The sequence below is a fragment of the Micromonospora sp. LOL_023 genome (assembly GCF_048060115.1).
In the GTDB taxonomy this organism is placed as follows: Bacteria; Actinomycetota; Actinomycetes; order Mycobacteriales; family Micromonosporaceae; genus Micromonospora_E.
Window position 1 is genome coordinate 19,447 of record NZ_JBHMIM010000055.1, and the last position, 25,457, is coordinate 44,903.

Sequence of the window (25,457 nt, forward strand, 5' to 3'; positions counted from 1 at the left end):
TTCTCCTAGGGCTGCAGGGCGTCGGTGAGCACCTGGCCGGCGTCCCTGCCGTAGAACACGACCTGGTTGCCGGACCAGCGGGGCGGAGCCCCCAACCTCAGGAAGCCTTCGACATTTATGAGCATCGGACCCTCGACCACATCGTAGTTGTTCGACAAGTTTCCGCCGGCACCGGTGCGGTAGCGGCGCACGGTGTTGGTCAGGTCCCAGCCGCCGCGCCGGTTGAACGTCTTTGTGAACATGGCGTTGAGTTTCGCGGTCGGCACCCTGAAGTGCAGAACCACCCCGTCCCCGCCGAATCGCTTGCTGGCCCATTTCTGTGCCTGCTGCTGCGAACGGGTGGTGTAGAAACCCTTGCCGAAGTCCATTCTCGACCGGTTGGAGAAGCTCGGGTCCACGCCGTTGTTCCGGATGTTGTCCGCCGCCTGCCGGCTCGTCCCGTGGTACAGGTCCGTGTAGCCGTCGCAGTTGTGCACCAGCACCGGCCGGTCGGCTGCCACCACATAGTAGGTGTGGTCGCCGTCGACGGTGAGGTCGTTCATCCATTTCAGGCCGGTCCAGACCCGGACCGCCGCGACCTGCTGGGTGGTTTCGCCGTCCGGGCTGCGCAGCCGATCACCGGATCGCAGGTCTTCGGCGTCGGTCCACCGCCCGATGGTGGCGTTCCAGAACGGGTGGTGCGCGGTCGTCTCGACGACCGTGCTCTCACCGGTGACGGTGTCGGTGACCGTGACGTCGGTCAACTCCCGGTCGGCGTGGTGGTGCAGCAGCCGCACCGGCCGAGCGGAGCTTTGCCCCGTCTGCGGGTCGGTGGCCAGCACCTCGTCGCCGAGTTCGACCTCGCCGATCGGCTTGGTGGTGCCGTCGGCCATCCGTATCCGGGTGTCGGGGGCGAAACTGTGCCGCACGCAGCTGGCAGCCCCGTCGGCCCGGCTCCCGCCGGCGCGGACGGCGTCGTCGGCGCGTTCGGCGGCTTCCCGGGTGGACCGGCTGGAGCCGCGCGACACCGCCCGGGACGCGTCGTCGGCCTTGCTGCTGACCGCCCGGCTGAACGACCGGGCCCCGGCGGCGGCCTTCGCACCGACACGGGCGCCGGCCTTGCCGACGCTCGTGCCGGCGACCTTCTTCACGCCGGTGGAGGCGGCCTTGCTCAACGCCTTGCCGGCGACCGGGCCCATCATCGGCAGGGCGGCACCGAGACCACCGGCCAGGCCGCCGATCACCGCGTCCTGCAGCAGATCCATGCCGGTCTTGCCCTGCATCCCACCGGTGACCAGGGCACCGGTGATGCCACCGACCATGCCGCAGGCGACCATGCCGACCCCGGTCCAGCCGATCGCGACCAGGCAGCTGGCCTCGACGACCATGCCGACGATCGCGCCGACGATCTCGGCCTTGTGTTCGACGATCCAGTCCCGGGCTGTACGGGCCCACTGGCCCACCTGTTCGGCGGCTACTTTCAGCGCCTCACCGGCCTTGATCAGATCCTGATAGCTCTGCTCCACCGTCTGCCTGATGGCGTTGGCCGCCTCGACGAGCTCTTCCTGCGTCCACGTGGTGGCCGCCTCCAGGCCGTCGCCGACCCAGTCGAGAAAGTCGGTAAAGTCGTCCCACGCGTCGCCGGCCCAGTCGACGGCGTCGTCCCACCTGTCGCCGGCCCAGTCGGTGAAGTCGTCCCACGACCTCGCAAACCGTTCTCCGAAGTGGCCGGTGGGGTCGACCACGGTCAACGGGTTGCCGTCGCCGTACTGGTACCGGTTCGCCCGGATCGGGTCCGGTACCGCACTGACAGTCAGGCTGTCGCGGGCACCGAACTGTGCGGTCGCCGGGTCGTACCAGCGGGCATGCATGTTGACCTGCCCACTACGCACGTCGGTCCACTCCGACTGGTAACCGAGGTCACCGAGCATGCCGCTGTCCGCGGTCACCTCGCCCAACGGCGAATAGGTGCGGCTGCCGGTCACCGTCGCCCCGGCCGGGTTCAACTGGGCGACCACGTCACCGTGCAGATCCGTCCACACCAACCGGCGCGTGTTGTTGTGCCGCGCCCCGACCACCCCACCGCCCGGATCCCGGGTGAAGAACGCGTTGGAACTGTCCCGGGCGAGGTGGTTACCGAGACCGGTGTACTCCCAACCGTCCCGGAACGCCCGACCCAAGCCGTCGTAGTCGAACACCCGGGCGTTGCCACCGGCCGGGGTGTGCTCCACCACCTGGTCGAACGCGTCCGACACCGTCCTCGCCGCACCGGCCGCGCTGCGGGTGCCCCGCGCCGTGTACTGGTAGCCGACACCGGTGCTGTCCGACACGAGGCGGTTACGGGCGTCGTAGACGTAGTCGACGTCGCCGACCCCGGTCCGGTTCCCCGCCTTGTCGTAGCGGTAGCCGACCGTCGTGTTCCCGTCGTCCCACGACGTCAACCGGTCAGCCAGATCGTAGGTGTACGTGTTGACCGTCGTGGACGAGCCACGGGTCACTGTCTTACTGGTCTCGTTACCGTTGACGTCCCAGCCGTAGCTGATCGACGCGATCTTCGACCCATCCGACGACACCAGCCGGTCGCTGGTCAACCGATGCAGATCGTCGTAGGCGAACACCCGCCGGTTCCCCGACGTGCCGAACGTCATCGACGACACCGCCGACATCACGTCATACGTGTAGCCGATCGCCGTGCCCATGTCGGCGTTGTCCACCGACGCCAACCGGCCCGCACCGTCATACTCGTACTGGGTCAACCCGGCCGCGTCGTCCCGCCAGGCCATCAACCCGTCCGCCGTGTACCTGAACGACGCGTTCCCCGACGGGCCGGTCACCGACAACGGCAGGCCGCGGTCGTCGTACACGACCTGATTGCTGCCACCCGGCGCGGAGAACTCCACGAGCCGACCCGCCGCGTCGTAGCCGTACGTCCGGCCCTGCGTCGCGGCCTCCGCACCGGAGCCGGACTGACGCACCAGCCGACCGGCGTCGTCGTAGACCAGGGTCCGCGCCACCCCACCGGGCACCCGCTGCGACACCGGCTGCCCGGCCGCATCGTAAACCGTGGTGAACGTCCGGTCCGCCGCGTCCGGGTACGCCGCCGTGGCCGGCTCGATCCGCGACTGCGGCAACCCCCACACGGTGTACGTGGTCCGGAACGCCCGCCCCTCCCCGTCGGTGAACCGGGTCGGATTCCCCGCCAGGTCATACCCGAACGACGACTCGATCGTCGTCGTCGCATCCACCGGCTCGGACTGCGTCCGCAACAACCCCGTCGCGTCGTAGCCGAACCGCGTCACCGTGCCGCGTGCGTCCGTCGCCGACACCACATTGCCCGCCGCGTCATACGACCAGGCCGCCGTCGCCAACGCCGCCCCACCGGCCGCCCGGTACGCCGCCGACGACACCGGCCGCGACAACATGTCATAACCCGTCGTCGTGTACGTACCGTCCGGATTCATCTCCCTCACCGGCCGACCCAGGCCGTCGTGGACGACACCGCGGGTCTGCCCCGCGCCGTCGACCACAACTGTCAGCTCACCGGCCGCGTTGTAGCCGTACCCGGTGGTCACCCCCGCCGGCGACCGCACCGACGACAACCGACCCGCCCCGTCATAGCCCACCGTCGTGGTGTGCACCTGACCGGTCTGCCGCACCGCCTCACTCACACTCGTGACCCGACCCAGGAAGTCGTAGCCACTACCGGCCACCGCACCCGTCGGATCCGTCACCGCCAACACGTTGCCCGCCAGGTCGTAGCGCGCCGTCGTCGTGCCGTCGTCCGGCGCCACCTGGGTCACCAACCGACCCAACTGGTCATAGTCGAACTCCGTGACCCGGCCCAACGGATCGGTCTGCGACACCACCTGACCGAGGCTGTCGTACACCGCCGACGCCACCGGCGTCACCGACGACGACCCACCCGGCGGCGTGTACGCCGGCAACCGGACCTCCACCGGCCGACCCACCCGGTCCACCCCGTACGTCGTCATCGCCCCGTTCGGATCCGACTCCGCAACCACCTCACCGAACGTGTTGTAACCAACCCGCTTCACCGGCCGGGCCGTCACCACCGGACCATCCAACTCACCGGTTTCCGACTGCACCGCCGGACCCGTCGTCACCACCGGACGATCCGCCTCGTCGTACTCCACGAACGTGGCGTGACCCAACGGATCAATCACCGACGTCGCCAGACCAGCGTTGTCGACCACGTAACTGGTCCGCGACACCCCCGCGTCCGCCGGAGGCACCGCACCCGCCATCACCCCGGCGGCCCAGTCATCGTCGCCCGGCACCCCCTGATACACCTGCAGATCAGAGATCGCCCCCTCGATGCCCGAGCCGATCCGCACCCCGCCGGCCGCCACGCTGTGGAAGCTGCTGCCGGTGAAGTCGTCGACTTTCTCGCCGTCGAGGAACACGATCCACCGGCCAGCCTGCGGGTCCACGCCCACCGCCAGGTGCTGCCACTCGCCCGCCTGCATCGAGCCCTGCCCGAAGGTGCGACGGCGGTGTAGTACGCCGCCGCCTTTGAACACGAGTTGCTCGGTCGCCAGCGCCCGCCACGCGTCGACGGTGTGGTCGTAGTTGAGTGCGAACGCGGGTGCGCCCCGCTCGGCCACGTTCGTCCGGGCGAGGCCCGGCATCGCCAGTACCGAGGCGGAGTATCGCAGATCGTCCAATCGCACCCAGGCAGCGACCGTGTACGGCCGGGTGGTGTCCACCACCGGCGCATCGGTGACGATCCGCGACGACGATCCATTGAACGACGCGACCCGACCCCGCTCGGGATCCGACGCCCAGACCACGTCCGTGGCCGTACCCGGACTGTTCCCCGCCGAGTCGACCGCCGTCGTCCCACCCGTCTCGGCCAACCGCCACCGCGCCACCGGCGTCACCGACCGGTCCGCCGACAGGTAGCCCGTCTGCGACACCGGCCGGCCCAACACGTCGTAGGCGTAGTCGACGACCGACAACGCCTCCCCCGCAGCGTCCCGATCCACCCGCGACAACACCTCGTCGGTCCGGGACAGCGTCACCTCGGTCACCCGATCCAGGCCGCCCGGATCCAGCACGCTGCGCACCTGCCGGCCCGCCGCGTCGTAGGCGTACGCCGTCACCGTCGCACCGTTGTCAGTGACCTGCTCGACCAGGTTCCCCGCCTCGTCGTAGCCGTTGCTCTCCAGCAGGAACGACGAGCTGTCACCGTCTGAGCGGGTCACCGTCGCGGTCCGCCCGTCATCGGTATACGTGTACCGCGTCACATAGCCCATCGCGTCCGTGGTCGACGCCAACCGACCCGCCGGGTCGTACACATTCGACTCCACCACCAGATCCACCGGATCCGTCGGATCATTCGGATCCCCGGTGAATCCCTTCACCGTCCGCGACAGCAGATTGCCGTTGACGTCCACCTCGTAGGCGTTCACCACCCCATCCGGATCGGTCTGCTCCACCAGGTGCCCGTACACGTCATAGCCGTAGCTGGTCACCGCCCCCTCGGCGTCCACCGACGCCGACCGACGCCCACCCTCGTCGTACGACCAGGTACTGACCCGGGCCACATCCCCACCGGACGCGTCACTGACCCGCTCCTCCGCCAGGAACCCGTCCACGCTGTACGAGTAACGCGTCACCGCCCGATGCACCGCACCGGTCACCCGGTCCGTCACCGCCGGACCCGTCCGCGTCACCACCCGACCCACCGAGTCGTACGTGTACGACGTCGTCCGCCCCTGCGGATACGACGACGTCACCACCGTCTCCGTCAACGTCCGACCCAACCCGTCGTACGTGAACGTCGTCTCCGCAGTCGCCGCGTCCGACACCCACGCCACGTCACCCGCCGAGGTGTACCTGATCGTCTGCCATCCCTTCGACGGATCCAGCACATGCCACGGCAGACCGGCCGGGGCGGACCCACCGTCGACCGCGGGCACCTCCGTACCGTCGGTGTATTCGATCTCCGTCTTCCGGCCGAGCGGGTCCCGCACGGTGTGCAGGTTGCCGGAGTTGTCGTAGCCGTAGGTCGTCAGGTAGGTGTCGTCCTGCGCACTCTGCGAGCCCGGCCCCCGCACGTGGGTCAGGCGGTCGCTCCTCGGGTGCGTCGGGTCGCTGCTGTAGAAGGTGTAGGTGTAGTAGCTGCTGGAGCACTTGTCGGCGGCCTGGTCCTGGCAGGTCACCTCCTGGACCGTGTTGCCCCGCTCGTCCTGCACCGACCGGGTCACGTTTCCGTTCGGGTCGTACACCAGACTCGTGAACCCACCCGTGTCATAGCCGTACAACGTCGTCTGACCCAACGCGTCGGTCTGCGACACCTTCCGCCCCGACACCAGGTCGTACGAGTACGACACCTCGTTACCGCCCGGGTCGGTCACCGACACAATCTTCACCGGATTCGACACCGTCGTCGTCTGCGCGTGCTCCGCTGCCGCGTCGACATGCACCGCACCCGGCGGCAACACCTCGTCCGGCAACCCACCCGCCGCCGTCTCCGACAACCGGACTGCGGCAGCCCCGTCGCCCGCCGCCGTCACCACCAACGGCACCGCCCGACCCACCGACTGGTAGTGCAACGCCACCTCGTCCGCGCTCAACGCCCGGTCGTAGAGCGCGACCTCCGCCAACGCACCCGCGTAGTACGCCGTCGAGTCCGAGGGCAGCCCCAACCAACCGTTCCCCGTGTACCCCGCACCCAGATATCCGTGACTGAGCCTTTCGACCCCGCCAGCCAGGGAGCCGGTGCTGGACTGCACCCGTACGCCGTCGAGGTACAACGCCTGGACGGTGTCGTTGCCGGCGGCGGTCTTGGTCAGCACCGCGTGGTGCCACTTGCCGTCGTTGACCGGCGCCGCCGAGACCAACGCCAACGCCCACCACTGATTGGCCTGGTCGTTGCAGTTACGGATCGCCAACTGGGTGCCGTCCGTGGTCGACGAGCCGGGCACCTCCAGGCACCGGCCCGCCCCCGAGTTGCGCCACCCGTTCCCGGACGTTTCCCACTTCTGGTTCGCGCTGCTCGAACAGGTCTGCGCCTGGACCAGGGTGCCGTTGCCGGTCGCCTGACCTGCCAGGCCCAGACACCTGTCACCCCGACGCAACTGCTGGCTGCTGCCGACGTAACGCCAGCTCTGCGCCGTCGCACCGTCGCAGGTGGCCAGTTGCACCTTCGTGCCGTCGGCCGCCAACTCGGCGCACTTGCCGGCGAGCCCCGACGTCAACGGCCCGGTCGGATCCACCGACGCGGACAGCCCCCGCAGCCGGCCATCGGAGTCGATCCACAACACCGGCGATCCCACCGACGGCGTCCCGTCCACCGCCGCGTCCTGCACCCCCGCCAGCACATCGCCGGTACCGGTGGTCCTGAACCAGAGCTCCTGGGACCGCGTCCCGGCCGGTGCCAATCGCTCCCCCGACACCGACACCAGCGACGCTGACCCGTCGAACGACACCGCCGTGCCGTCGGCGAACGGACCCGCCGCTCCCAACGTCACCGAATTGAACGTCGCGGCCGTCTGCCAGGTCTCGTTGACCGCCTGAACCCCGGCCGCATCCCGCAACCGCCAGTAGTCCGTCGGCGCCGACCCCAGCACCGCCGCCGCGTACACCCCGCTCGTTCCCGCCACCCTCGGCGTCCCCAACGCCCAGGTCCCACCGTTGCTGTCGGTCACCGACGCCAGCTTCCCGGTCACCGAGTCCATCGACAACGACGTCAGCGTCCGCTCCTCGGCGCTGGTCACCTTCGACAACTGCCGGCTCTGACCCCGCGCCGTCGCGTTGATCTCAGTGACCTCGGCCGAGGTCAACGTCCGGTTGAAGAACGTCACATCGGCGATCTGCCCGTCGAAGAAGTTCGCATGCCCGTGGTAGTTCGGCGAACCATGATGCGGCTGGTCCGGCCAGTTCCCGCCGACGAACCCCGCACCCACGTACACATGCGCCGACCCGCCCACGTCGAACATCTCGATCAGGCCGTCGCGACGGACCGCTTGCTGGATGCCGTCCACATACAGCGACTGGCTCGTGCCGGCCCCGGCCAGCACCACGTGATGCCACTGCCCGTCGTCCACCCGACCGGGCGACTGCATCGTCGTCGAGTTGCCGTCATAGAACTTCGCGTGCAACTTCCCACTCGACCCGACATAGATCGACGGCGTGTAGTTGCGCGACGTCGTACCGTCCGAAATCGGAGCATGCTGGTACGAGAACAACACCCCCGCCCGGGACGCCGTCCCCGTCCGGAACCACAGACTGACCGACTGGTACGCACTGTCGTTGACCAGCCCGCTGGGCAGCCGCACCCGCGACGACGTGCCGTTGAACGACGTCGACGTCGACGTCGACCCCGGCCATACCCCCGGCACCCCACCCGCCGACGTACCCTCGTAGAACGCCACGTCGGTGCCACCGTTGTCCAGCACGCTGCTGGCCGCCAGGGTCGACCCGGAAGGTTCGTTCAACCGCCAGAACGACGACGGCACATGATTCAGCACCGCGTTCGCCCCCTGGTTGGCGCTGTTACCCCAGGAGTACGTGGTGCACGACGCCGTCGGCGGACACACCTTCGTCAGGCGGTCATGGTTGCCGTACGTGTACGTCCACACGTAGCCACTGCCACCGGCGGTCGGCGCGTCCGTCGTCACCTTCGTCACATGCGACCCGACCGACGGGCTCGTGGTGCCCGCCCAGGTCAACGTCAACGACCGCCCCGACGCGCTAATCAACTCCGACACCAGCCCACTGCCGTTGTACGTCAACGTCAAGGTCTGGTCGTTGGCGTCCGTCACCGACGTGACCTTGAACGCGCCACCCCCGGCCGCGCGGGAGAACACGTACGTCGTCCCGTGTTTGACGGTCAACCGGTACCCGGTTACCGACGGACCGGACTTCACCGCGGTCAACACCTCGTACCGACCCGGCGGCGGCACGAACGACCCGTTCAACGTCGGCCCGAACACCGCCTCCGACCCGTCCGGATACCGCACCACCACACCCAGCACCGCACCCGCCGAGTTGGTCCGCTCGGTCACCCGCGCGTCCAACAGACTCGACCAGCCCTGCCCGAACGCCCCCGACCGCCGGGTGTCCAGACTGTTGTACGACCGGGTGATCTCCAACGCCGGCCCCACCCCCGCCACCTGCGCGTCCGTCACCGCCGACGTGTAGTTGCCGATCTCCGGGTGGTAACCCACCCCCGGGTTCTGCACCAACCGGGATCCCAACGCCGGCTGCGGCACCCGCGTGTAGAACACGTACTTCGGATACCGGGCGCCGTAGACAGCCCCGTCATACGGCTGCACCGCCCACGAGTACTGCTTGTTCGTCTCCAACAACCCGACCGGGACGTCGTAGTACGACTTGGTGCCCTCGTTGACGTGGATGAGGGTCCCGGTGCTGTCGTAGATCCAGACCTTGTAGCGCACAGTGCCGGACTCGTCGAAATCGCGGCCCCGCACGTACAACCGGGGCGTCAACGTCGACACCACCGCACCGTGGGTCGGTGCCCGCTGGTCCACCTGCGGCGGCAGGTTGTTCGACAAGGTCAGCTGCAACCGCGGCGCGTAGTCACCGCCGGCATAGTTGGCCGAAGCGAACAACGCCGCTGCCGCCTCAGACCAGTGTTCCTCGTCCAACAACGCCAGACCGAGATTGGGCTGACCAAGCGCCCAGCCCGAAATCAGGTCCCGGACGTCGATCTCGACCCACTGGCCGACGGACGGATTCGGGTTCGGGTTCTCACATGCCCGCCCGTTGTCGGTGTAGTACCGGTAGTGACCCGGCCCCAGGTCGATCTTCGGCCCCGGGTGGGCGGCGGTGCGCAGATCTCCGACGCTCCATTCCTCCTCGACCAGCCCGACCTTGATCCGTTGGACGTCACACCTCGCCCGGTAGTTCAGGTACAGCCGCAGGTTCGCCGAGGAGATGAACCAGCCCGACCTCGCAAGCTCCGATGGGATGGTGAACTTGAGAAACGTCCGGGACAGGACGTCATCCTGATCCTGGAATCCGATTGCGAGACGGTCGCCGTCCTGTACGGCCGGGCCGGTATCCGGATCGGTGTCGACGAACACGTCCCCGCGCGTCGAGATCAGCACGCCCACGTCCGCCCGCACCGGGAACACCCGCGCCGGATCCGTCAACCACTCCCGGTCAGCCACCAGCTTCAGCGCCGGGCCACCGTCGACCTCCACCAGCTCCATCGCCACCGCCGGCGACCGCGCCGGCAGCCCCGTCTGCGGATCGACCGACGAATCCTGCATGACCGTCGGCGGAATCGACGCCACCACCGACCCGGCGCCGTCGAACACATCGACCGAGCCGCCGTCACCGGACCGGACCGACACCCCGTCCAGCATCAGCGGAAACACCCACTCCGACCCGGCCCGCGGCGAGGCCAGCACCAGCCCCTGCTGCACCCCGTCCGGCCGCGCCACCACCTCCAGGTCGGTGTCCGCGACCACCTCCGGGTACGTGGCCGTCTTGCCGTCGACCGCCGGAGCCACCGCCGCCGCACCAGCCAGACCCCAGCCCACTGACCCATCACCGGGCAGCGACAACTCCACCAACGCCCCACCGGCAGACGTACCGGCCAGCGACACCCCCAGCGAGTTCTCCCTCACCACCCACCGGCCGCCCCGACGCACCAACGTCGAATCCACCGGCCGCCACGAACCATCCGCCGCCTCGTAGTTGACCTGCCCGGTGCTCAACTCCGCCGTCGTCGAACCATCCGCGTTGGCGTACACGTCGGCATTCGGCCCCGACGCCGCCGCGTCCCGCACACTCGACTCCGGATCGAACCGGCCCACCGTCACCGGCGTCACCGACTCGCCCACCACCGGCTCCCCGGCATACCCCGACAGACCGTTCACCAACCGCTGCGCCGAACCCGCCCCACCCGACGCCCGCGTCGCCGCCGACCCCACATACCCACCCGAACCGGCACCGTCACCGACCCGCGCCGCCGGCAGCTCCACAGCCGGCCCGCCCCACGGCAACCACCCCGACCGGCCCGTGAACCACGACGACAACCACCCCACCGGGAACTCACCGTCCGCCGGCACCGCACCCGGCGGCACCGACGACGACAACCCCACCAGCGCCGCGACCACCACCGCGACCCCACCAGCCCACCGCCGCCACCAGGCGAACGTCCCCGCTGTCCTTAAGCGACGCCGACGGTGAACAGCACGACTCGTAGACATCAGCGGCCACCTCATTCCACACCGGAGCGTTGTCCCCGCGGACCAGGTCACATCATCCATGGGCGAAAATCGCCGAGACTTGGCGGAAATTTGAGGAACCGCTGAGGAACTGGTAGGGGATTTCAGCAGCAGGCCCTGTGGCGTCGACGCCGCAGGGCCTGCTGCTACCGGTGACCGTGCCAGACGTGGTCAGACACAGGCGTGGTCAGGCGGAAACGAAGTCCAGCACGTGGTAGACGAAAAACGCGGGCCACACCAGGGCCTGCAGGATGCCCAGCACGACCGCTCAGAAGCCGTCCGCCTGCTGAATGTAGTAGACCAGCGCGCCGATCAGGCCGAGTCCGTACACGGCGGCACCGTGGCCGCCACCGCCCCGGTTGTCCCGGCGGGGCCTGCGCTCCTTCTTGTCCATCTCATCACTCCTCGTCAGACGTGGCCGTCGCAACGTACATCCGAGCGTCGATCATCCGGTGATGAACTGGCTACCGATACCAGCGTGCTCCCGGCCGGGCTGACGCGACAGGCCGACGGGCCCGGATCCGAGAATCCGACGTCCCGGCCACCATCGGTTGGGCTTTGTCGCATCATGCGGGCGACTGACGTTCGTCGGCCGATGCCCTACGCTCTGGAGAGAGAGGACAATTCACTTTCCAGGAGGGACCTGACACATGCTCAAGTTCATCCGACACGCCATCGTCGCGACGGTGTTGGTGGTGTCCACCGACCTGGCCTTCACCGGTCCGGCGTAGGCGAACTCCCCGCCCCACTGGTCGGCTCGCTGATTGATGTCCGGTTCTTCACGAACGCGGGCCACACCACCGTTGTCGGCAGGTGGCTCTACGGTTCGTGCGACGGCCAGTACTTGGACGAGCAATGGAGTTCCCGGACCTCCTACTACGGCTGGCGAAGCGTGCCCTGCTGGTGACCAGTGGGCGCTGACCGGGGTTGCCGGCGCAGTCGGCGTGCCCGGCCGGCACCAGGGTGACCACGGTGGCGGACCGGTCCGGCACGGTCAGAACACCTCCTGCGGCAGGCGGTTGGGTCGCTCGGTGTCGACGGCGGGCGATCCGGTGACCGTGTCGACGGCGTCGGCGACCTCGGGGTGCAGTTGCCCGGCGTCGCGCATCACCGACCAGAGCCCGGCCCGGGTGAGCAGGTCGCGTACCGGCCCCCGGACCGTCGCCAGATGCAGGGCTGTCTCGCGGCCGGCGAGCCGCTGCCGGGTCTGCGCCAGGGCGTGCGCGCCGTCAGTGTCGGCGTCGCTGATCGCGCTGGCGTCGAGTACCACGGCCCGCAGCTCGGGGCGGCTCTGCGTCAACGTCAGCAACTGGTCGGCCAGGTACTGGGCGTTGGCGAAGTACAGCGGGCCGTCGATGCGCAGCACCGCGACCCGTGGGTCGGTGACCAGGCCCTGGTAGCGGGCGAGGTTGCGGAAGGTCGCGGTGCCGGGCACCCGGCCGAGTTCGGCGGTGTGCGGTCGTGCCGAGCGGCGCAGGAACACGGCGAGGCTGAACGCGACGCCGACGGCCAGCCCTGGCTCCACCCCTGCGACCAGGGTGACCAGGAAGGTCAGCCCGAGGGTCAGCCCGTCGGTACGCCGTACCCGCCAGGCCGACCGGGCTTCCCGCCAGTCGACCAGGCCGAGGACGGCGACGACGACGATCGCCGCCAGGACGGCTTTGGGCAGGAGGTGGAAGGCCGGGGTGAGCAGCAACGCGGTGGCCGCCACCACGGCGGCGGTGACCAGGGAGGCGACCGGGGTCCGGGCGCCGGCGGAGAAGTTGACCGCGCTGCGGGAGAATCCGCCGGCGACCGGGAAGGCGTGGAACGCCCCGGCGGCGAGGTTGGCCGCGCCGACGGCGACGAGTTCGGCGTTCGGTTCGACCTGCTGGCGGGAGCGGGCGGCGAGCGACTTCGCCACCGCGATGCCTTCCATGTAGGCGACCAGGGCGATCGCGACCGCCGCTGGCAGCAGCGCCCGCAGGTCGGCCAGGGCGATCGACGGCAGATCCGGGGTTGGTAGCCCGCTGGGCACCTCGGCGAGGATCGGCACACCGCGGGCGCCGAAGGCCAGGGCCGCGCTGGCGATGGTCACCGCGGCGACGACGAGCAGCGCGCCGGGCAGTTTCGGCAGGTAGCGGCGGAGCAGCAGCAGGCCGGCGATGCTGGCCGCGCCGACCGCGACGGTCAGCGGGTGCACCGTCGGGGCGGCCTGCCAGAGGCTGCCGACGATGCCGGGCAGGTTCTCGGCCCGGTCGGCGCGCAGCCCGAGCAGGTCCTTGAGCTGGCTGGCGGCGATGACGATGGCCGCCGCCGAGGTGAAACCGGACAGCACCGAGTGCGACATGAAGTTGACCAGCGCGCCGAGGCGCAGCACCCCCATCAGCATCTGGATGGCGCCGACCAGCAGCGCGAGCAGGCCGGCGAGGGCGGCGTACCGGCCGGGGTCGCCGGCGGCGAGCGGGACGAGGGCGGTGCTGGTCATCAGCGCGGTGATGGCGACCGGGCCGACGGCGAGCGCGCCGGAGGTGCCGAGCAGGGCGTAGACCAGGACCGGGACGACGGCGGCGTACAGGCCGGTGACCGGTGGCATGCCGGCGAGGGCGGCGTACGCCATGCTCTGCGGCACCAGCATGACGGCGACGGTCAGCCCGGCGACGAGGTCGTGGCGCAGCACGTGCCGGTCGTAACCGCGCCGCCAGCCGAGGATCGGCAGGGCCCGCGCCGGGCCGGTACGCTCCTGGCGCGGGTACCCGGCGGCGGTCATTTCGCTGCGCCGGCCCGGCTGAGCCGGGTCAGCGACGCGTCGACGTCGCAGCCGGCACCCCGGTTGTGCGGCAGGCGGGCCAGCAGCATGCCCATGGCACAGGTGTTGCTCAGCGCGGCGAAGGTCAGCCCGGCGCCGATGGCACCGGCGACGTAGCGCGCCGGCGGGTACCAGATGCTGGCCAGCACCGACACCAGCACGATGGCACCGGCGACGAGTCGCACCTGGCGTTCCAGGCTCCACCGCTGCCGGCCCCGGTCGACCGGGCCGCCGGCCGAGATCCAGGCGTTCATGCCGCCGGTCAGCACGGTCGCGGTGTCGAGTCCGGCGGTGGCGAGTTTTCCGCAGGCCTGGTTGGCCCGGTTGTCGGACTGGCAGATCAGCAGAATCCGCCCGCCGGCGTCGGTGACGATCCGGTTGAGGTGGGCGTCGACCTGGTCGAGCGGCAGGTTGATCGCCCCGTCGATGTGCGCGGTTTCGAACTCCGCCGGGGTGCGTACGTCGACGACCAGGGTGTCGGGGTTGGCGGCGAGCAGTGCCCGAGCGGCGGGGACGTCGATGCTCGGGTTGGTGGTGAAGGACATGGTTGGATCTCCTGAAGACGGTGGTGTCAGGTGGCGCTGGCCGGGTCGGCGGTGACCGGGTCGGCGGTCAGCCGGTGACCAGGTCGGCGACGCCGGCACCGTTGAGCACGGCGACCCGGTAGCCGGCGCGTACCAGCAGGCTGGCGGCGATGGCGGCCCGCCGGCCGCTGCCGCAGGCGACCAGGACCGGCCGCTGCGGGTCGAGTTCGGCGGGGATGCCGTCGGTGACCAGGTCGGCGAGGAACCGTCCGACGGCTCCCGGCCAGGCGGCCTTGGCCCGTTCGTTCGGCATCCGTACGTCGAGCAGTTGCGCGTCGGGTCGCGTCAACCGCTGCTGGAAGGCTTCCCGGTCGAGGAGTTCGTAGCCGGGGCCGAGCGGGTCGGCCGGAGCTGGGCGGTAAACCGCGCGGACGGCGTCGATGTTGATCCGGGCCAGTTGCACGACGGCCTCGGTGACGTCGGTGTCTGCGTCGGCGACCAGCACGATCGGTGCCCCGTACGGCAGCAGCCAGCCGGCCCAGCTGCCGAAGTCGTCGGTGAGTTCGATGCCGACCGAGCCGGGGAGCAGGCCGGCGGCCTGAGCCTGCCGGGGCCGGATGTCGATCAGTTGGGTGGCGTCGTCGGTCGGCAGGTCGGCTGCGGTGACGTCGGGTACGTCGACGGTCGGCATCGGCTCCCCGCCGTGGATGTTGGCCGGCCCCATGTACTGGTAGAAGGCCGGGATGGGCATCGGCTCGGCGAGTAGCCGGTCGGCGAAGTCCTCCTGATCGGCGATGCCGAGCAGCGGGTTGTCGTCGATCTCGTCGCCGATGGTGGAGTCGTAGCGGCCGGCGCCGGTGGTGGTGCAGAACGAGCCTTCGCCGTGGGTCGGGTAGAGCGCCACCGCCCGGGGCAGCCCGGCGAGCCGGTGCAGTGATCCGTACTGGAGTCGGGCCAGGGTGCGGGCGCGGTCGGGGCCGAGCAGGTCGGGCCGGCCGGCCGAGGCGACCAGCAGGCTGCCGCCGGAGAAGACGGCGACCGGTTCCCCGTCGATCAGCACCAGGTAGCTGGTGTGTTCGGGGGTGTGCCCGGGGGTGTGGATGGGGCGCAGGGTGAGGTTGTCGGCCTTGATGTCTTCGAGGTGGAAGGCGGCGGTGTGCTGGTAGGTCGGTGCGGCGGCGGCGGGCAGGACCAGCTCGGCTCCGGTACGCCGGGCGACCTGTACGGCGCCGGAGACGTAGTCGTTGTGCAGGTGGGTTTCCAGGACGAACCGGACGTCGACGTCGCGTTCGGCGGCGGCGTCGAGGAACCGGTCGATGTCGCGTTGCGGGTCGACCAGAATCGCCTTGCCCTGGTGGGTCAGCAGGTAGGACTGGTCTCCCAGGCCGGGGGTACGGAACGAGACGAGTTCCACGGGTACTCCTCCCTCTCATGGATACCCCTGGGGGTATCTGATCCCCAGTATGTCCGGCTGGACACGCATCAGCAACCCATACCCCCGGGTGTATTCTTCACACCTGAGTGGGAGGAGCCGATCATGCAGGTCGAGGAGCAGACCACGGCGGATGTGATCAAGCGGTTGCGCCGGGCCGAGGGGCAGATCCGGGGCGTGATCGCCATGTTGGAATCCGGCCGGGACTGCGCCGAGGTGGTCACCCAGCTCGCGGCGGTCTCCCGGGCACTGGACCGGGCCGGTTTCAAGGTCATCGCCAGCGGGCTCGAACAGTGCATGGACCCCGACGCGCCGACCGGCGACCGCAAGGCCAACCTGGAGCAGATGGAGAAACTCTTCCTCTCCCTGGCCTGACCGCTGCCTCGGCCGACCTGGTGGCGACGGTTGCCGCCACCAGGTGCCGGCCGAGGAGCCGGATGCGGTCAGCGGCGATCCGGCCGGATGGCCAGATACCAGTCGGTCAGCTTCACCGAGTCGTCGGCCAGTCGGGCATCCAGATCGGCCTCGGTACGCGGGTGTCAGTGCTCATGGTCATCGGGATCCTTCCATTGTGGGAGATTCGTCAAGCTCAGCCGACGGCGGTCGGCAGGTGGGCGGCGCGCCAGGCCTGGTAGCCGCCGAGCAGGTCGGACCCGTCGGGGTGACCGTCGACGCGCAGCAGGCTGGCGGCCACCGACGACCGGTAGCCACCGGCGCAGTGCACGACGACCGGCCGGTCGGTCGGCACCTCGGCGATCCGCCGGGGCAGCTCGGCGAGCGGGATGTGCAGTGCTCCGTCGATCGCGCCGGCGTCGCGCTCGCCAGCGTTGCGCACGTCGAGCACCACCGGTGGGCGCTCACTGTCGAGGGCGGCGACGAGCCGCGCGACGGTCACCCGGCTGGCCGGGGTCAGCCGGTCGATCATCTGCAGGAACGCCTGCTCGGGTTCGCGCAGGTAGCCGCCGCGTTGTCGAAGCCGATCCGGGCGAGCCGGATCACGATCTCCTCCTCGCGGTCCTGTGACCGGCTACCGCCCCCACGGCATACCCCGAGGGGGTATCTGTCGACCGGTCTGATGCCCCCATCCCACGGGACCTTCGACCCGGTGGCGCGGGGCGTCAGACCTGGCGCCGCTCGGGCGGCCGGGCCCGGACCGCGTCCAACGCCAGCAACGCGACATGCAGCGACAGGCAGCTCTGCACCGAATCCAGATCGACGTCGAGGATCCGACCCAACCTGGTCAACCGCTCGTAGAAGGCCGGCCGCGACAGGTGGACCGCCCCGGCCGCCGCCGACTTGTTGCGGCCATGATCGAGGTACGCACGCAGCGTCGCCAGCATCTGCTCACGCGGATGCCCCGCCTCGTACGCCAGCAACGCACCCAACTCCCGCTCCACGAACACCTGCAGCCGTGGCTCCTCCCGCAACAGGTGCAGCAGCCCCGCGAGGCCGACGTCCGGCAGCCGCAGCACCTGGTCGGCACGCCGGTCCCGCCGCCCCGCCTCGGCCACCTGGCGGGCCTCGATCAGCGACCGGCGGGCTTCCCGGATGCTGTCCACCCCGCTGCCGGCGGCGACCACCACCGGCAGCGGCTCGGAGCGGCGTACCCGGTGCAACGCCGCCAGAAAGCCAGCTAACGCCGGATCCGACGCCGCGGCGTCGCGGACCGCCAGCAGCACACCGACAGACTGATCGTCCAACGCACTGGTCAACCCGGCCAGTCTCGCCTCCCGCAGCGCCAGCCCGACTGCCTCGGCGAGATCCCGTAGCCGGGTCTGGATCACCTCGGCGTCGTCCTCGGCGCGCAGCCGCACCACCATTCCGACCAGGTGCCGCCGGTCCAGCCCGACCCCGAGCGCCCGGGACCGCATCGCGACCTCGTCGACCGGCTGTGAGCCGTCCAGCAACGCGGTCAGCAACGTCCGGTGGATCTGGCGCTCCAGCCCGTCGGCGTCGCGGCGGATCAGCCGGCCGAGCGCCAGCGTCGACGCGGCCCGTTCCAGCAGGATCGACAACCGCGTCGGCGGCTCACCGGTGGCGGTCAGCCCGTCGGGCGGGCAGCGCAGCAGCAGCCGCCCCCAGTCCTGGCCACGCGCGCCGACCATGGTCACCAGCCAGCCCGTGTCGGCGTGGTACGCCGTCCGCCCGGCCGGCTGGATCCGTCGCGAATGCTGCTCCCAGCCGTCGAGCAGCAGGCGGGCGCTCTCCCCCGCGCTGTCGTACGCCAGCACCCGACGGGACAGGTTCTCCAGCACCACCGGGACACCGGCCAGATCGGCGGCCTGCCGGACCACCTCGGACGCCTCCGCGCCTTCCACGGACAGCTCGGTGAACCGCTGGTGGATCTCCTCGGTGGCCCGCAACTCGGCCAACTGGGCGTCGACGATCAACGCGTGCACCGCCTCGGTGATCAGCACGAACGGCGTCGCCCGGCGCAACTCAACCAGCGGCAGCCCGTGCCGCCGCGCCGCCGCCACCATCACCCGGGGTACCCCGCCGTGGTAGCGGCGGCCCAGCTCGACCACCAGACCGGCGACGCCGACCTCGGTCAGGTCGGCGATGAACGCCCGCAGCCCCGCGTCGTCGGCGGGCAACCCGATCCCGGTGGTGAGCACCAGCTCACCACCGCGCAGCAGGCTGGCGATGTCCGGTACCTCGGTGACGTGCACCCAGCGCACCGGCCGGTCCAGGTTCTCCTCGGCGGCCACCACCCGGGGTCCGCCGTGGCGTACCGGGGCGAGCGCCAGCACCTCATGGACGGTTGGGAACACCTGCCAGACGCTACCTGTGCCGGGCAGGCACAATCTCCGGTGTGCCAGTAGCGGAGATCATCAACCCGGACGACGAGCGGATCGCGGACTATCGGGCGCTGACCGACGTCGAGCTACGGACCCGGTGGGAGCCGCCGAACGGGCTGTTCATCGCCGAAGGGGAGCTGGTCATCTCGCGCGCCCTGCGGGCCGGGTACCGGCTGCGGTCGGTGCTGATCGACGCCAAGCGGGTCGACCAGCTCACCGACCTGCCGCCGGACGCGCCGGTCTACGCAGCGACCCCGGCGGTGCTGGAGTCGATCACCGGCTTCCACGTGCACCGGGGCGTGCTCGCCTCGTTCCACCGGCGAGCGCTGCCCAGCCTGGCGGAGTTGGTCGGCCGGGCCCGCCGGCTGGTCGTCTGCGAAGGGGTCAACACGCACACCAACCTCGGGGCGCTGTTCCGTAGCGCGGCCGCGCTCGGCATGGACGCGGTGGTCCTTTCCCCCACCTGCGCGGATCCGCTGTACCGACGCGCGGTCCGGGTCAGCATGGGCGAGGTCTTCGCGGTGCCGTACGCCCGGGCGGTCGCCTGGCCGGCGGCGCTGGCGACCATCCGTACCGCCGGGTTCCACCTGCTCGCGATGACGCCGGCACCGGACGCGATCCCGATCCAACGGCTGGACGCGGACCGCCGGGCCCGCCCGGCGCTGCTGCTCGGTGCCGAAGGACCCGGGCTGAGTTCGGCGGCGATGCAGGTCGCGGACGTCCGGGTGGCGATCCCGATGCGCCGGGGGGTGGATTCACTCAACGTGGCGACGGCGGCGGCGGTGGCGTTCTGGGAGCTGTGCCGCGACGACCAGCTGTGACGCCCTCCGCTCAGGAACCCGACACGGCCACGGCCGGGGCCGCGTACACGTTGGGCACCATCCGCCCGGCGGACCAGGCCAGGCCGATCCCGGCGGTCAACGCGAACACCGCACCGACGGTCTGCAGTGGCCCGGAGAGCAGCCCGACGAAGCCGAGCAGCGGGGACGCGGCGATCAGCAGCCACCCGTCCAGCCGGTTGAACAGCTCCGACCGCAGCACGGCAGCGCCGGCCAGGAACCAGCTGAGGCTGTAGAGCGCGGCACCGACCAGTGCCAGCGAGCGGGCCGAGGTGCCGTAGACGACGGTGCCGTCGGGCAGCCCGGCGAACGGCACCATCAACGCGGCACCGGCCAACCCGACGAGCAGCGCCGCGACGGCGGCGCCCCGGCTGCGGGCGGCGGCGTGGATTCCGGCGATCGCCACCAGTGCGACCAGGCCGAGCCAGCTGGCGATCACCCAGGCGATCAGGTACGCCGGCCGCCCGTCGATCAGGTCGGGCGCCGGGTTGCCGCCACGTAGTCCACTGAGGCTGCTCACCGCGAAGGCGACCGCGTACAGCGGCAGTGCCCAAATGGCGGCCCGGCTGAACCGACGTACCGTCCAGGCCCAGGCGGCGTTGGTCGCCGGTCCGGCCGGTGTCTGCTCCGGCGCGGCGGCCGCCACCACGGCGATGCCGGCGTCGCTGCGGGAGACCACCCGCATCGGAGCGGACCGGCCGGCGGTGGAGCCGGTGGTACGGGGCCGGGTGTTCCTGACGGCGCGCGTCATGGTGTCGTCCTCCCGCGCGGTGCGGGCTCGCCCGAGCCCCGCACCTGTTCGTCATTGACCGGTGGAACCGGTGACTGGTCGTCACTGACCGATGGAGTCGTGACTGGTCGTCACCGACCGGTTGATCGTGACAGGCGGCGAGGCCGGCACGTGGGGATTCCTCGTATTTCGCCCCTCAGCCGCGTTCGGCCTCGGGCTGGTGCTGCTTGGCGTTGATTTCGTTGAGCAGGTCGGCCGCCGGCACCGGCTCGGGGGCGGGCAGCCCGGCGGGCCGGGCGGTGCCGCCTTTGACCACCTGCTCGGCGGCCCGCACCTCGTCGTTGACCCGTTGCGCCTCGGCCGCCGCCGCCTGTGCGGCCTCGGCCGCTTCCCGCTCCACGGCACCGGAGTCGAGCTGCGGGGACGGCGCGTCGCCGACCATCTGACCGAGCCCGCCGAGTGCGCCGCCGAGGCCTTCGAGTGCCTTGGTCAGCTCGGCCGGCACGATCCACATCTTGTTGGCCTGGCCGTTGGCGATCTGCGGCAGGGCCTGCAGGTACTGGTAGGCGAGCACCTTCTGGCTCGGGTTGGCCTGGTGGATCGCGTCGAACACGGTACGGATCGCCTTGGCCTGGCCCTCGGCCTGCAAAATTCGGGCCTGCCGGTCGCCGTCGGCGCGCAGCACCGCCGCCTGCTTCTCGCCCTCGGCGCTGAGGATCTGGGACTGTTTGTGCCCCTCGGCGGTGAGGATGGCGGCCCGGCGGTCCCGCTCGGCCCGCATCTGCTTCTCCATCGAGTCGCGGATGCTCGGCGGCGGCTCGATCGCCTTGATCTCCACCCGGGTCACCTTGATGCCCCACCGGCCGGTGGTCTCGTCCAGTACGCCGGACAGGTGCCGGTTGATCTCCTCGCGGCTGGTCAGCGCGCTCTCCAGGTCGAGCGAGCCGATGACGTTGCGCAGGGTGGTGACGGTGAGCTGTTCGATCGCCTGCAGAAAGTTGGCGATCTCGTAGGTGGCCGCACGGGGTTCGACGACCTTGAAGTAGAGGACGGTGTCGATGGAGACGACCAGGTTGTCGGAGGTGATCACCGGCTGGGGCGGGAAGCTGACCACCTGCTCGCGCATGTCCACCTTGGCGCGCACCGTGTCGACGAACGGGACGAGCAGGTTCAGGCCGGGCGTCAAGGTGCGTTGGTACCGGCCGAGCCGCTCCACCACGTCCATCCGCTGCTGCGGGACAATACGCACCGCCCGCATCAGGGTGATCACTGTGATCAGGGCTATCGCCCCGACCAGCACCGCGATCGCTACATCCATTGTTTACTCACCTTTTCATCGTTCCTGGCGATTCAGGGCATTCCACCGCCGGTGAACTCATCGCGCCACACCATGGCGGTCACTCCCTTGACCTCGATGACCCGTACCCGCTCGCCGGGAGCCAGCACCTGGGTACTGTCGTACGCCCGGGCGCTCCATGACTCTCCGTCGATCTTCACCCGGCCGCCGTCAGCATCCACCTGCTCCAGCACGAGCGCCGAGGCGCCCTCGATCGCCTCCACCCCGAACGGCTCGTCGCCGTCGTCGCGGGCGAATCCACGGTGCCGCTGAATGACCGGCCGGACGGCGAGCACCGACAACGCCGAGACGGCAGCGAAGACCAGCGCCTGCACCGCGACCGGCGCACCGAACGCGGCGGCGATCGCCGCCGCGAACGCCCCAGCGGCGAACATGATGAGGAACAGCGTCGCGGTGAACAGTTCCGCGATCGCCAGTACGACGCCCAATACGATCCACAGGACGGGTTCCACATACCGATCGTGACATGCCCACGCACGAGCGGCGACCACAGGCCTGGCATATCAGGCATTTTTCCGGCCGACCACCCAGGATGACACTTACCGGCTTCGCATCATCACGTAAAGGAGTGTTCCGGCTGTGTCCGTTCCCCATCCGCCCGGCAGTACCGCGCCGGCGCCCGGCAGCACGCTTCCACCCGGCAGCACCGTGCGGATCGACGCCGCCGTCGCCGAAGCCCAGTCCCGGGGACGGGCACCCTCCATCACCGTCGGCATCGTCCGGGGCGGCCGACTTCTCCACGTCGCCAGCGCCGGCGCACACCCGGCACCGCACCCGGACCTGCAGTACCGGATCGGCTCCATCACCAAGACGCTCACCGCCACGCTCGTGCTGCAACTGCGCGACGCCGGTCGACTCGACCTCGACGATCCGCTACGCCGGCACCTGCCCGACGTCCCGTTCGACCGGATCACCCTGCGTCAGCTGCTCGGCCACGCCGCCGGCCTGCAGCGTGAGCCGGACACCGACGGCTGGTGGGAACGGACCACCGGCACCGACATCGCCGGTCTACTCGCCACCCTGCACCCCGGCAAGATCGCCTTCGCCGCGCACCGGACCTACCACTATTCCAACCTGGCGTACGGGCTGCTCGGTGCCGCGCTGACCCGGATCACCGGCACCGGGTGGGCCAAACTCGTCGCCACCCGGATACTCGAACCGCTCGGCATGACCCGCACCACCTACCACCCGGCCGCCCCGTACGCGCCGGGCTACGTGGTGCACCCCTGGCACGGCACGCTGCGCGAGGAGCCGCGAACCGACACCGGGGCGATGGCGCCCGCCGGACAGCTCTGGTCCACCATCGCCGACCTCAGCCGCTGGGCCGCGTTCGTCGCCGACCCCGACCCGGCGGTGCTCTGCCCGGACACGATGGCGCAGATGTGCCTGCCGGTCGCGATCGACGACCCCGACCGGTGGACCGGCGGCCACGGCCTCGGACCGGAGCTGTACCGGGTCGGTGACCGGGTCTTCTCCGGACACGGCGGCTCCATGCCCGGCTATGTGGCGCTGCTCGCCGTACACCGGCGCACCGGCACCGGCGTCGTCGCCTTCGCCAACTCGTACGGCCTCGCCAACGGCACCATCCGCCAACTCGGCCTACGGATTCTCAGCGATGTCCTGGACGCCGAGCCGGCGGGGCCACCGCCATGGCGACCCGGCGCGGCCCCGCCACCGGAGATCGCCGCCGTCTGCGGCCGCTGGTGGTGGATGGGTCGGGAGTTCAACCTGGCCTGGGACGCCGACGTCGCGCAACTCGTCCTCACCCAGACCGGACCGACCCCGGCGGCACCCTCGCGGTTCGCGGCGGAGAGCCCCGACCGGTGGCGGGGACGCTCCGGCGCACAGCACGGGGAGATCCTCGCCGTACGCCGGGATCGGACCGGGACCCCGACGGCGCTGGACATCGCCACCTTCGTCTTCACCCGCGACCCCGACGACCTGGGCTGACCGTCGGGTGCCGGCTCACTCCGGCGGTACGGTGACGAAGTCGATCAACCGCTCCATCGCGTTGATCAACGGCGTCTCCACGTCCTGGTAGCTGTGCACATTGGAGAGGATTCGCCGCCACAGCTCCGCCGGCCCGGTCACCCCGACCGCCGCGCAGACGCCCTCCTTCCAGGGCTGTCCCCGGGGCACCTGCGGCCACTGGCGCAGGCCGACCCGGTCAGGTTTGACCGCCTGCCAGACATCCACGTACGGATGCCCGGTGACCAGCACGTACGGCGAGGCGACCGCGGCGACGATCCGGCTCTCCTTCGAGCCGGGGACCAGATGGTCGACCAGCACCCCGAGCCGACGCTGCGGGCCCGGTGCGAAGGTGGCGACCTCGGCGGCGAGGTCGTCGATGCCGTCCAGCGGTTCGACCACCACGCCCTCGACCCGCAGGTCGTCGCCCCAGATCCGCTCCACCAACGCGGCGTCGTGCACACCTTCGACCCAGATCCGGCTGGCCTGGGCCACCCTGGCCGGCTGCCGTCCGACGGCGACCGACCCGGACGCGGTGCGCTGACGCTGGCGGGGTGCCGCCACCGTCCGGGTCGGCCGGCGCAGCGTCACCGGCTGGCCGTCGAGCAGGAACGCCGCCGGGGCGAGCGGGAAGTGCCGCCGCCGCCCGTGCCGGTCCTCAAGGGTGACCGCGCCGGACTCGAAGCCGACTACTGCCCCGCAGAAGCCCGAGTCGGCGTCCTCGACGACCAGTTCCGGCTCGGCGTCCACCTCGGGCACCGTGCGTCGGCGGCGCCAGTTGCCCGCCAGCACGTCGTCGCCGTACCGCCCGTCACCACCCATCGGGGCAGGCTAGCCGGCACCGGCCCGGCCCGACCGGGCGACGCGCCGACCACGCCTCCGGTACGCCCACCGACGGTGACCCTGCGCCCGGTGTCGAGACAACCGGGTGCCGGGCACGTACCCTAGCCTGCATGTCCCCCGCAGCAGGCGCGGCGACCCTCGTCGCGCGCCGGTCCAGCCGATTCGTGACCTGGGTGCGCGCGTGGCGCGCCGGGCTGGTGCCGTACGACGAGCTCGCCGACCAGATCGCCGGCGACGAGGAGCACCTGGTTGCCGACGCCCCCGGCGCCTGGACCGACCTGCCGCTGCGCGACGCGCTGTCCTGCTTCGCGAAGCTGAGCCCTGACGAGATCCGGCTGACGTTGCCGGCTCCCGGCGACCCCCGTGGGCTGCCCGGCCCGGGTGAGTTCACCGCTGCCGCGCTGCTGGCCGGCGAGGCGGTGGTGGCCCGGGGGCTCGGCGTCATCCCCGAGGTACGCAGCCACACCTCCGGCTCCGGCGTGACGTTCGAGACGGTGCTGTGGCGGGTCTACCCACTGCCGCAGGAGCTTCCCCGCAACGGTCACGGCGAGCCCGGGGCCGCCGAGGCGGAGGCGGAGCTGTCCGCCGCCCTCGTCGAGACGACCACGACGCTGACCCGGCTGGACATCGCCCACTGGCGGCCCGAGCTGGCCGGTGCCCTGGCCGCGTTGCGCCGGCCGGACGCGGGGATGGATCTGCCGCCCGGCTTCGACCCGCGGGCCCGGCGACTGTTCGCCCGGGCCGGCACCCTGGACCAGGTGCTGGCGTTGGCCGAGCACGCGGCGCCAGGTGGGGCGGTCAACGGTTACGAGGTCCAGCAGCGCGACGCCGCGCTGCGGCCACTCACCATCGCCTGCCGCCGGGCGCTGGTCGCCGCCTGCAACGCCCCCCTCCGCCCCTAACCCCGTTACCTTTTTGATCGTCCCCAGCCGGGGACGGCTCGGTCGCCCGGCTCGGTATGACTGAATGCCCCT

Annotated in this window: 15 protein-coding genes; 4 read left to right on the top strand and 11 right to left on the bottom strand. The window is 70.7% G+C overall.

Annotated elements, in window-relative coordinates; genetic code table 11:
* Positions 1-5: 5 nt before the first annotated feature.
* The 5 genes from ACFHVL_RS24900 to ACFHVL_RS24920 all read right to left on the bottom strand — a co-directional run bounded on the left by ACFHVL_RS24900 (position 6) and on the right by ACFHVL_RS24920 (position 15,930).
* The gene (locus tag ACFHVL_RS24900; protein ID WP_416630859.1) at positions 6-11,186 is read right to left on the bottom strand and encodes a LamG-like jellyroll fold domain-containing protein; all 11,181 of its coding nucleotides are present in this window, start codon (positions 11,184-11,186) and stop codon (positions 6-8) included.
* Between the two features lie 286 nt (positions 11,187-11,472).
* Positions 11,473-11,598 (bottom strand): hypothetical protein, encoded by a 126-nt coding sequence (locus tag ACFHVL_RS24905; protein ID WP_416568346.1) that lies wholly within the window; start codon positions 11,596-11,598, stop codon positions 11,473-11,475.
* Between the two features lie 600 nt (positions 11,599-12,198).
* The gene (locus ACFHVL_RS24910) at positions 12,199-13,953 is read right to left on the bottom strand and encodes a SulP family inorganic anion transporter (RefSeq protein WP_416630860.1); all 1,755 of its coding nucleotides are present in this window, start codon (positions 13,951-13,953) and stop codon (positions 12,199-12,201) included.
* Positions 13,950-14,537, bottom strand: coding sequence for a rhodanese-like domain-containing protein (locus ACFHVL_RS24915; protein ID WP_416630861.1), 588 nt, complete (start codon positions 14,535-14,537; stop codon positions 13,950-13,952). Before ACFHVL_RS24915 ends, ACFHVL_RS24910 begins: the two co-directional genes overlap by 4 nt.
* 67 nt (positions 14,538-14,604) lie before the next feature.
* Positions 14,605-15,930, bottom strand: coding sequence for an MBL fold metallo-hydrolase (locus tag ACFHVL_RS24920; protein ID WP_416630862.1), 1,326 nt, complete (start codon positions 15,928-15,930; stop codon positions 14,605-14,607).
* A 123-nt stretch (positions 15,931-16,053) separates the two neighbouring features.
* On the opposite strand from ACFHVL_RS24920, the gene ACFHVL_RS24925 reads away from it, so the two are divergent.
* Positions 16,054-16,323, top strand: a complete 270-nt coding sequence (locus ACFHVL_RS24925) for a metal-sensitive transcriptional regulator (RefSeq protein ID WP_416630863.1) — start codon at positions 16,054-16,056, stop codon at positions 16,321-16,323.
* Positions 16,324-16,537: 214 nt separating this feature from the next.
* Here the strand turns inward: ACFHVL_RS24925 and ACFHVL_RS24930 are convergent, their stop codons facing one another.
* Together ACFHVL_RS24930 and ACFHVL_RS24935 are read right to left on the bottom strand one after the other, a co-directional pair.
* Positions 16,538-16,873, bottom strand: coding sequence for a rhodanese-like domain-containing protein (locus ACFHVL_RS24930; RefSeq protein WP_416630864.1), 336 nt, complete (start codon positions 16,871-16,873; stop codon positions 16,538-16,540).
* Positions 16,874-17,066: 193 nt separating this feature from the next.
* Positions 17,067-18,719, bottom strand: a complete 1,653-nt coding sequence (locus ACFHVL_RS24935; RefSeq protein WP_416630865.1) for a PucR family transcriptional regulator — start codon at positions 18,717-18,719, stop codon at positions 17,067-17,069.
* A 41-nt stretch (positions 18,720-18,760) separates the two neighbouring features.
* On the opposite strand from ACFHVL_RS24935, the gene ACFHVL_RS24940 reads away from it, so the two are divergent.
* Positions 18,761-19,567: a TrmH family RNA methyltransferase gene (locus ACFHVL_RS24940; RefSeq protein ID WP_416630866.1), complete on the top strand. Its 807-nt coding sequence runs from the start codon at positions 18,761-18,763 to the stop codon at positions 19,565-19,567.
* A gap of 10 nt (positions 19,568-19,577) precedes the next feature.
* Here the strand turns inward: ACFHVL_RS24940 and ACFHVL_RS24945 are convergent, their stop codons facing one another.
* From ACFHVL_RS24945 to ACFHVL_RS24955, 3 genes are all read right to left on the bottom strand, one after another.
* Positions 19,578-20,336, bottom strand: coding sequence for a hypothetical protein (locus ACFHVL_RS24945; RefSeq protein WP_416630867.1), 759 nt, complete (start codon positions 20,334-20,336; stop codon positions 19,578-19,580).
* A 175-nt stretch (positions 20,337-20,511) separates the two neighbouring features.
* Positions 20,512-21,633, bottom strand: a complete 1,122-nt coding sequence (locus ACFHVL_RS24950; protein ID WP_416630868.1) for an SPFH domain-containing protein — start codon at positions 21,631-21,633, stop codon at positions 20,512-20,514.
* 32 nt (positions 21,634-21,665) lie between these two features.
* A complete protein-coding gene (locus ACFHVL_RS24955) occupies positions 21,666-22,124 on the bottom strand; it encodes an NfeD family protein (protein WP_416630869.1) in 459 nt (152 codons plus the stop codon).
* 127 nt (positions 22,125-22,251) lie between these two features.
* On the opposite strand from ACFHVL_RS24955, the gene ACFHVL_RS24960 reads away from it, so the two are divergent.
* Positions 22,252-23,622 (top strand): serine hydrolase domain-containing protein, encoded by a 1,371-nt coding sequence (locus ACFHVL_RS24960; RefSeq protein ID WP_416630870.1) that lies wholly within the window; start codon positions 22,252-22,254, stop codon positions 23,620-23,622.
* Between the two features lie 15 nt (positions 23,623-23,637).
* On the opposite strand, the gene ACFHVL_RS24965 is transcribed toward ACFHVL_RS24960, so the two are convergent.
* The gene (locus tag ACFHVL_RS24965; protein ID WP_416630871.1) at positions 23,638-24,462 is read right to left on the bottom strand and encodes a DUF3097 domain-containing protein; all 825 of its coding nucleotides are present in this window, start codon (positions 24,460-24,462) and stop codon (positions 23,638-23,640) included.
* A gap of 131 nt (positions 24,463-24,593) precedes the next feature.
* On the opposite strand from ACFHVL_RS24965, the gene ACFHVL_RS24970 reads away from it, so the two are divergent.
* Positions 24,594-25,385, top strand: coding sequence for a hypothetical protein (locus ACFHVL_RS24970; RefSeq protein WP_416630872.1), 792 nt, complete (start codon positions 24,594-24,596; stop codon positions 25,383-25,385).
* Positions 25,386-25,457 lie beyond the last annotated feature (72 nt).

What these genes read in the sequence shown, in the direction of transcription:
- ACFHVL_RS24925 (WP_416630863.1), top strand. Translation starts at nt 16,054, where the DNA reads ATGCAGGTCGAGGAGCAGACCACGGCGGATGTGATCAAGCGGTTGCGC.
- ACFHVL_RS24915 (WP_416630861.1), bottom strand. Translation starts at nt 14,537, where the DNA reads ATGTCCTTCACCACCAACCCGAGCATCGACGTCCCCGCCGCTCGGGCA.
- ACFHVL_RS24900 (WP_416630859.1), bottom strand. Translation starts at nt 11,186, where the DNA reads ATGTCTACGAGTCGTGCTGTTCACCGTCGGCGTCGCTTAAGGACAGCG.
- ACFHVL_RS24950 (WP_416630868.1), bottom strand. Translation starts at nt 21,633, where the DNA reads ATGGATGTAGCGATCGCGGTGCTGGTCGGGGCGATAGCCCTGATCACA.
- ACFHVL_RS24965 (WP_416630871.1), bottom strand. Translation starts at nt 24,462, where the DNA reads ATGGGTGGTGACGGGCGGTACGGCGACGACGTGCTGGCGGGCAACTGG.
- ACFHVL_RS24930 (WP_416630864.1), bottom strand. Translation starts at nt 16,873, where the DNA reads ATGATCGACCGGCTGACCCCGGCCAGCCGGGTGACCGTCGCGCGGCTC.
- ACFHVL_RS24905 (WP_416568346.1), bottom strand. Translation starts at nt 11,598, where the DNA reads ATGGACAAGAAGGAGCGCAGGCCCCGCCGGGACAACCGGGGCGGTGGC.
- ACFHVL_RS24945 (WP_416630867.1), bottom strand. Translation starts at nt 20,336, where the DNA reads ATGACGCGCGCCGTCAGGAACACCCGGCCCCGTACCACCGGCTCCACC.
- ACFHVL_RS24910 (WP_416630860.1), bottom strand. Translation starts at nt 13,953, where the DNA reads ATGACCGCCGCCGGGTACCCGCGCCAGGAGCGTACCGGCCCGGCGCGG.
- ACFHVL_RS24970 (WP_416630872.1), top strand. Translation starts at nt 24,594, where the DNA reads ATGTCCCCCGCAGCAGGCGCGGCGACCCTCGTCGCGCGCCGGTCCAGC.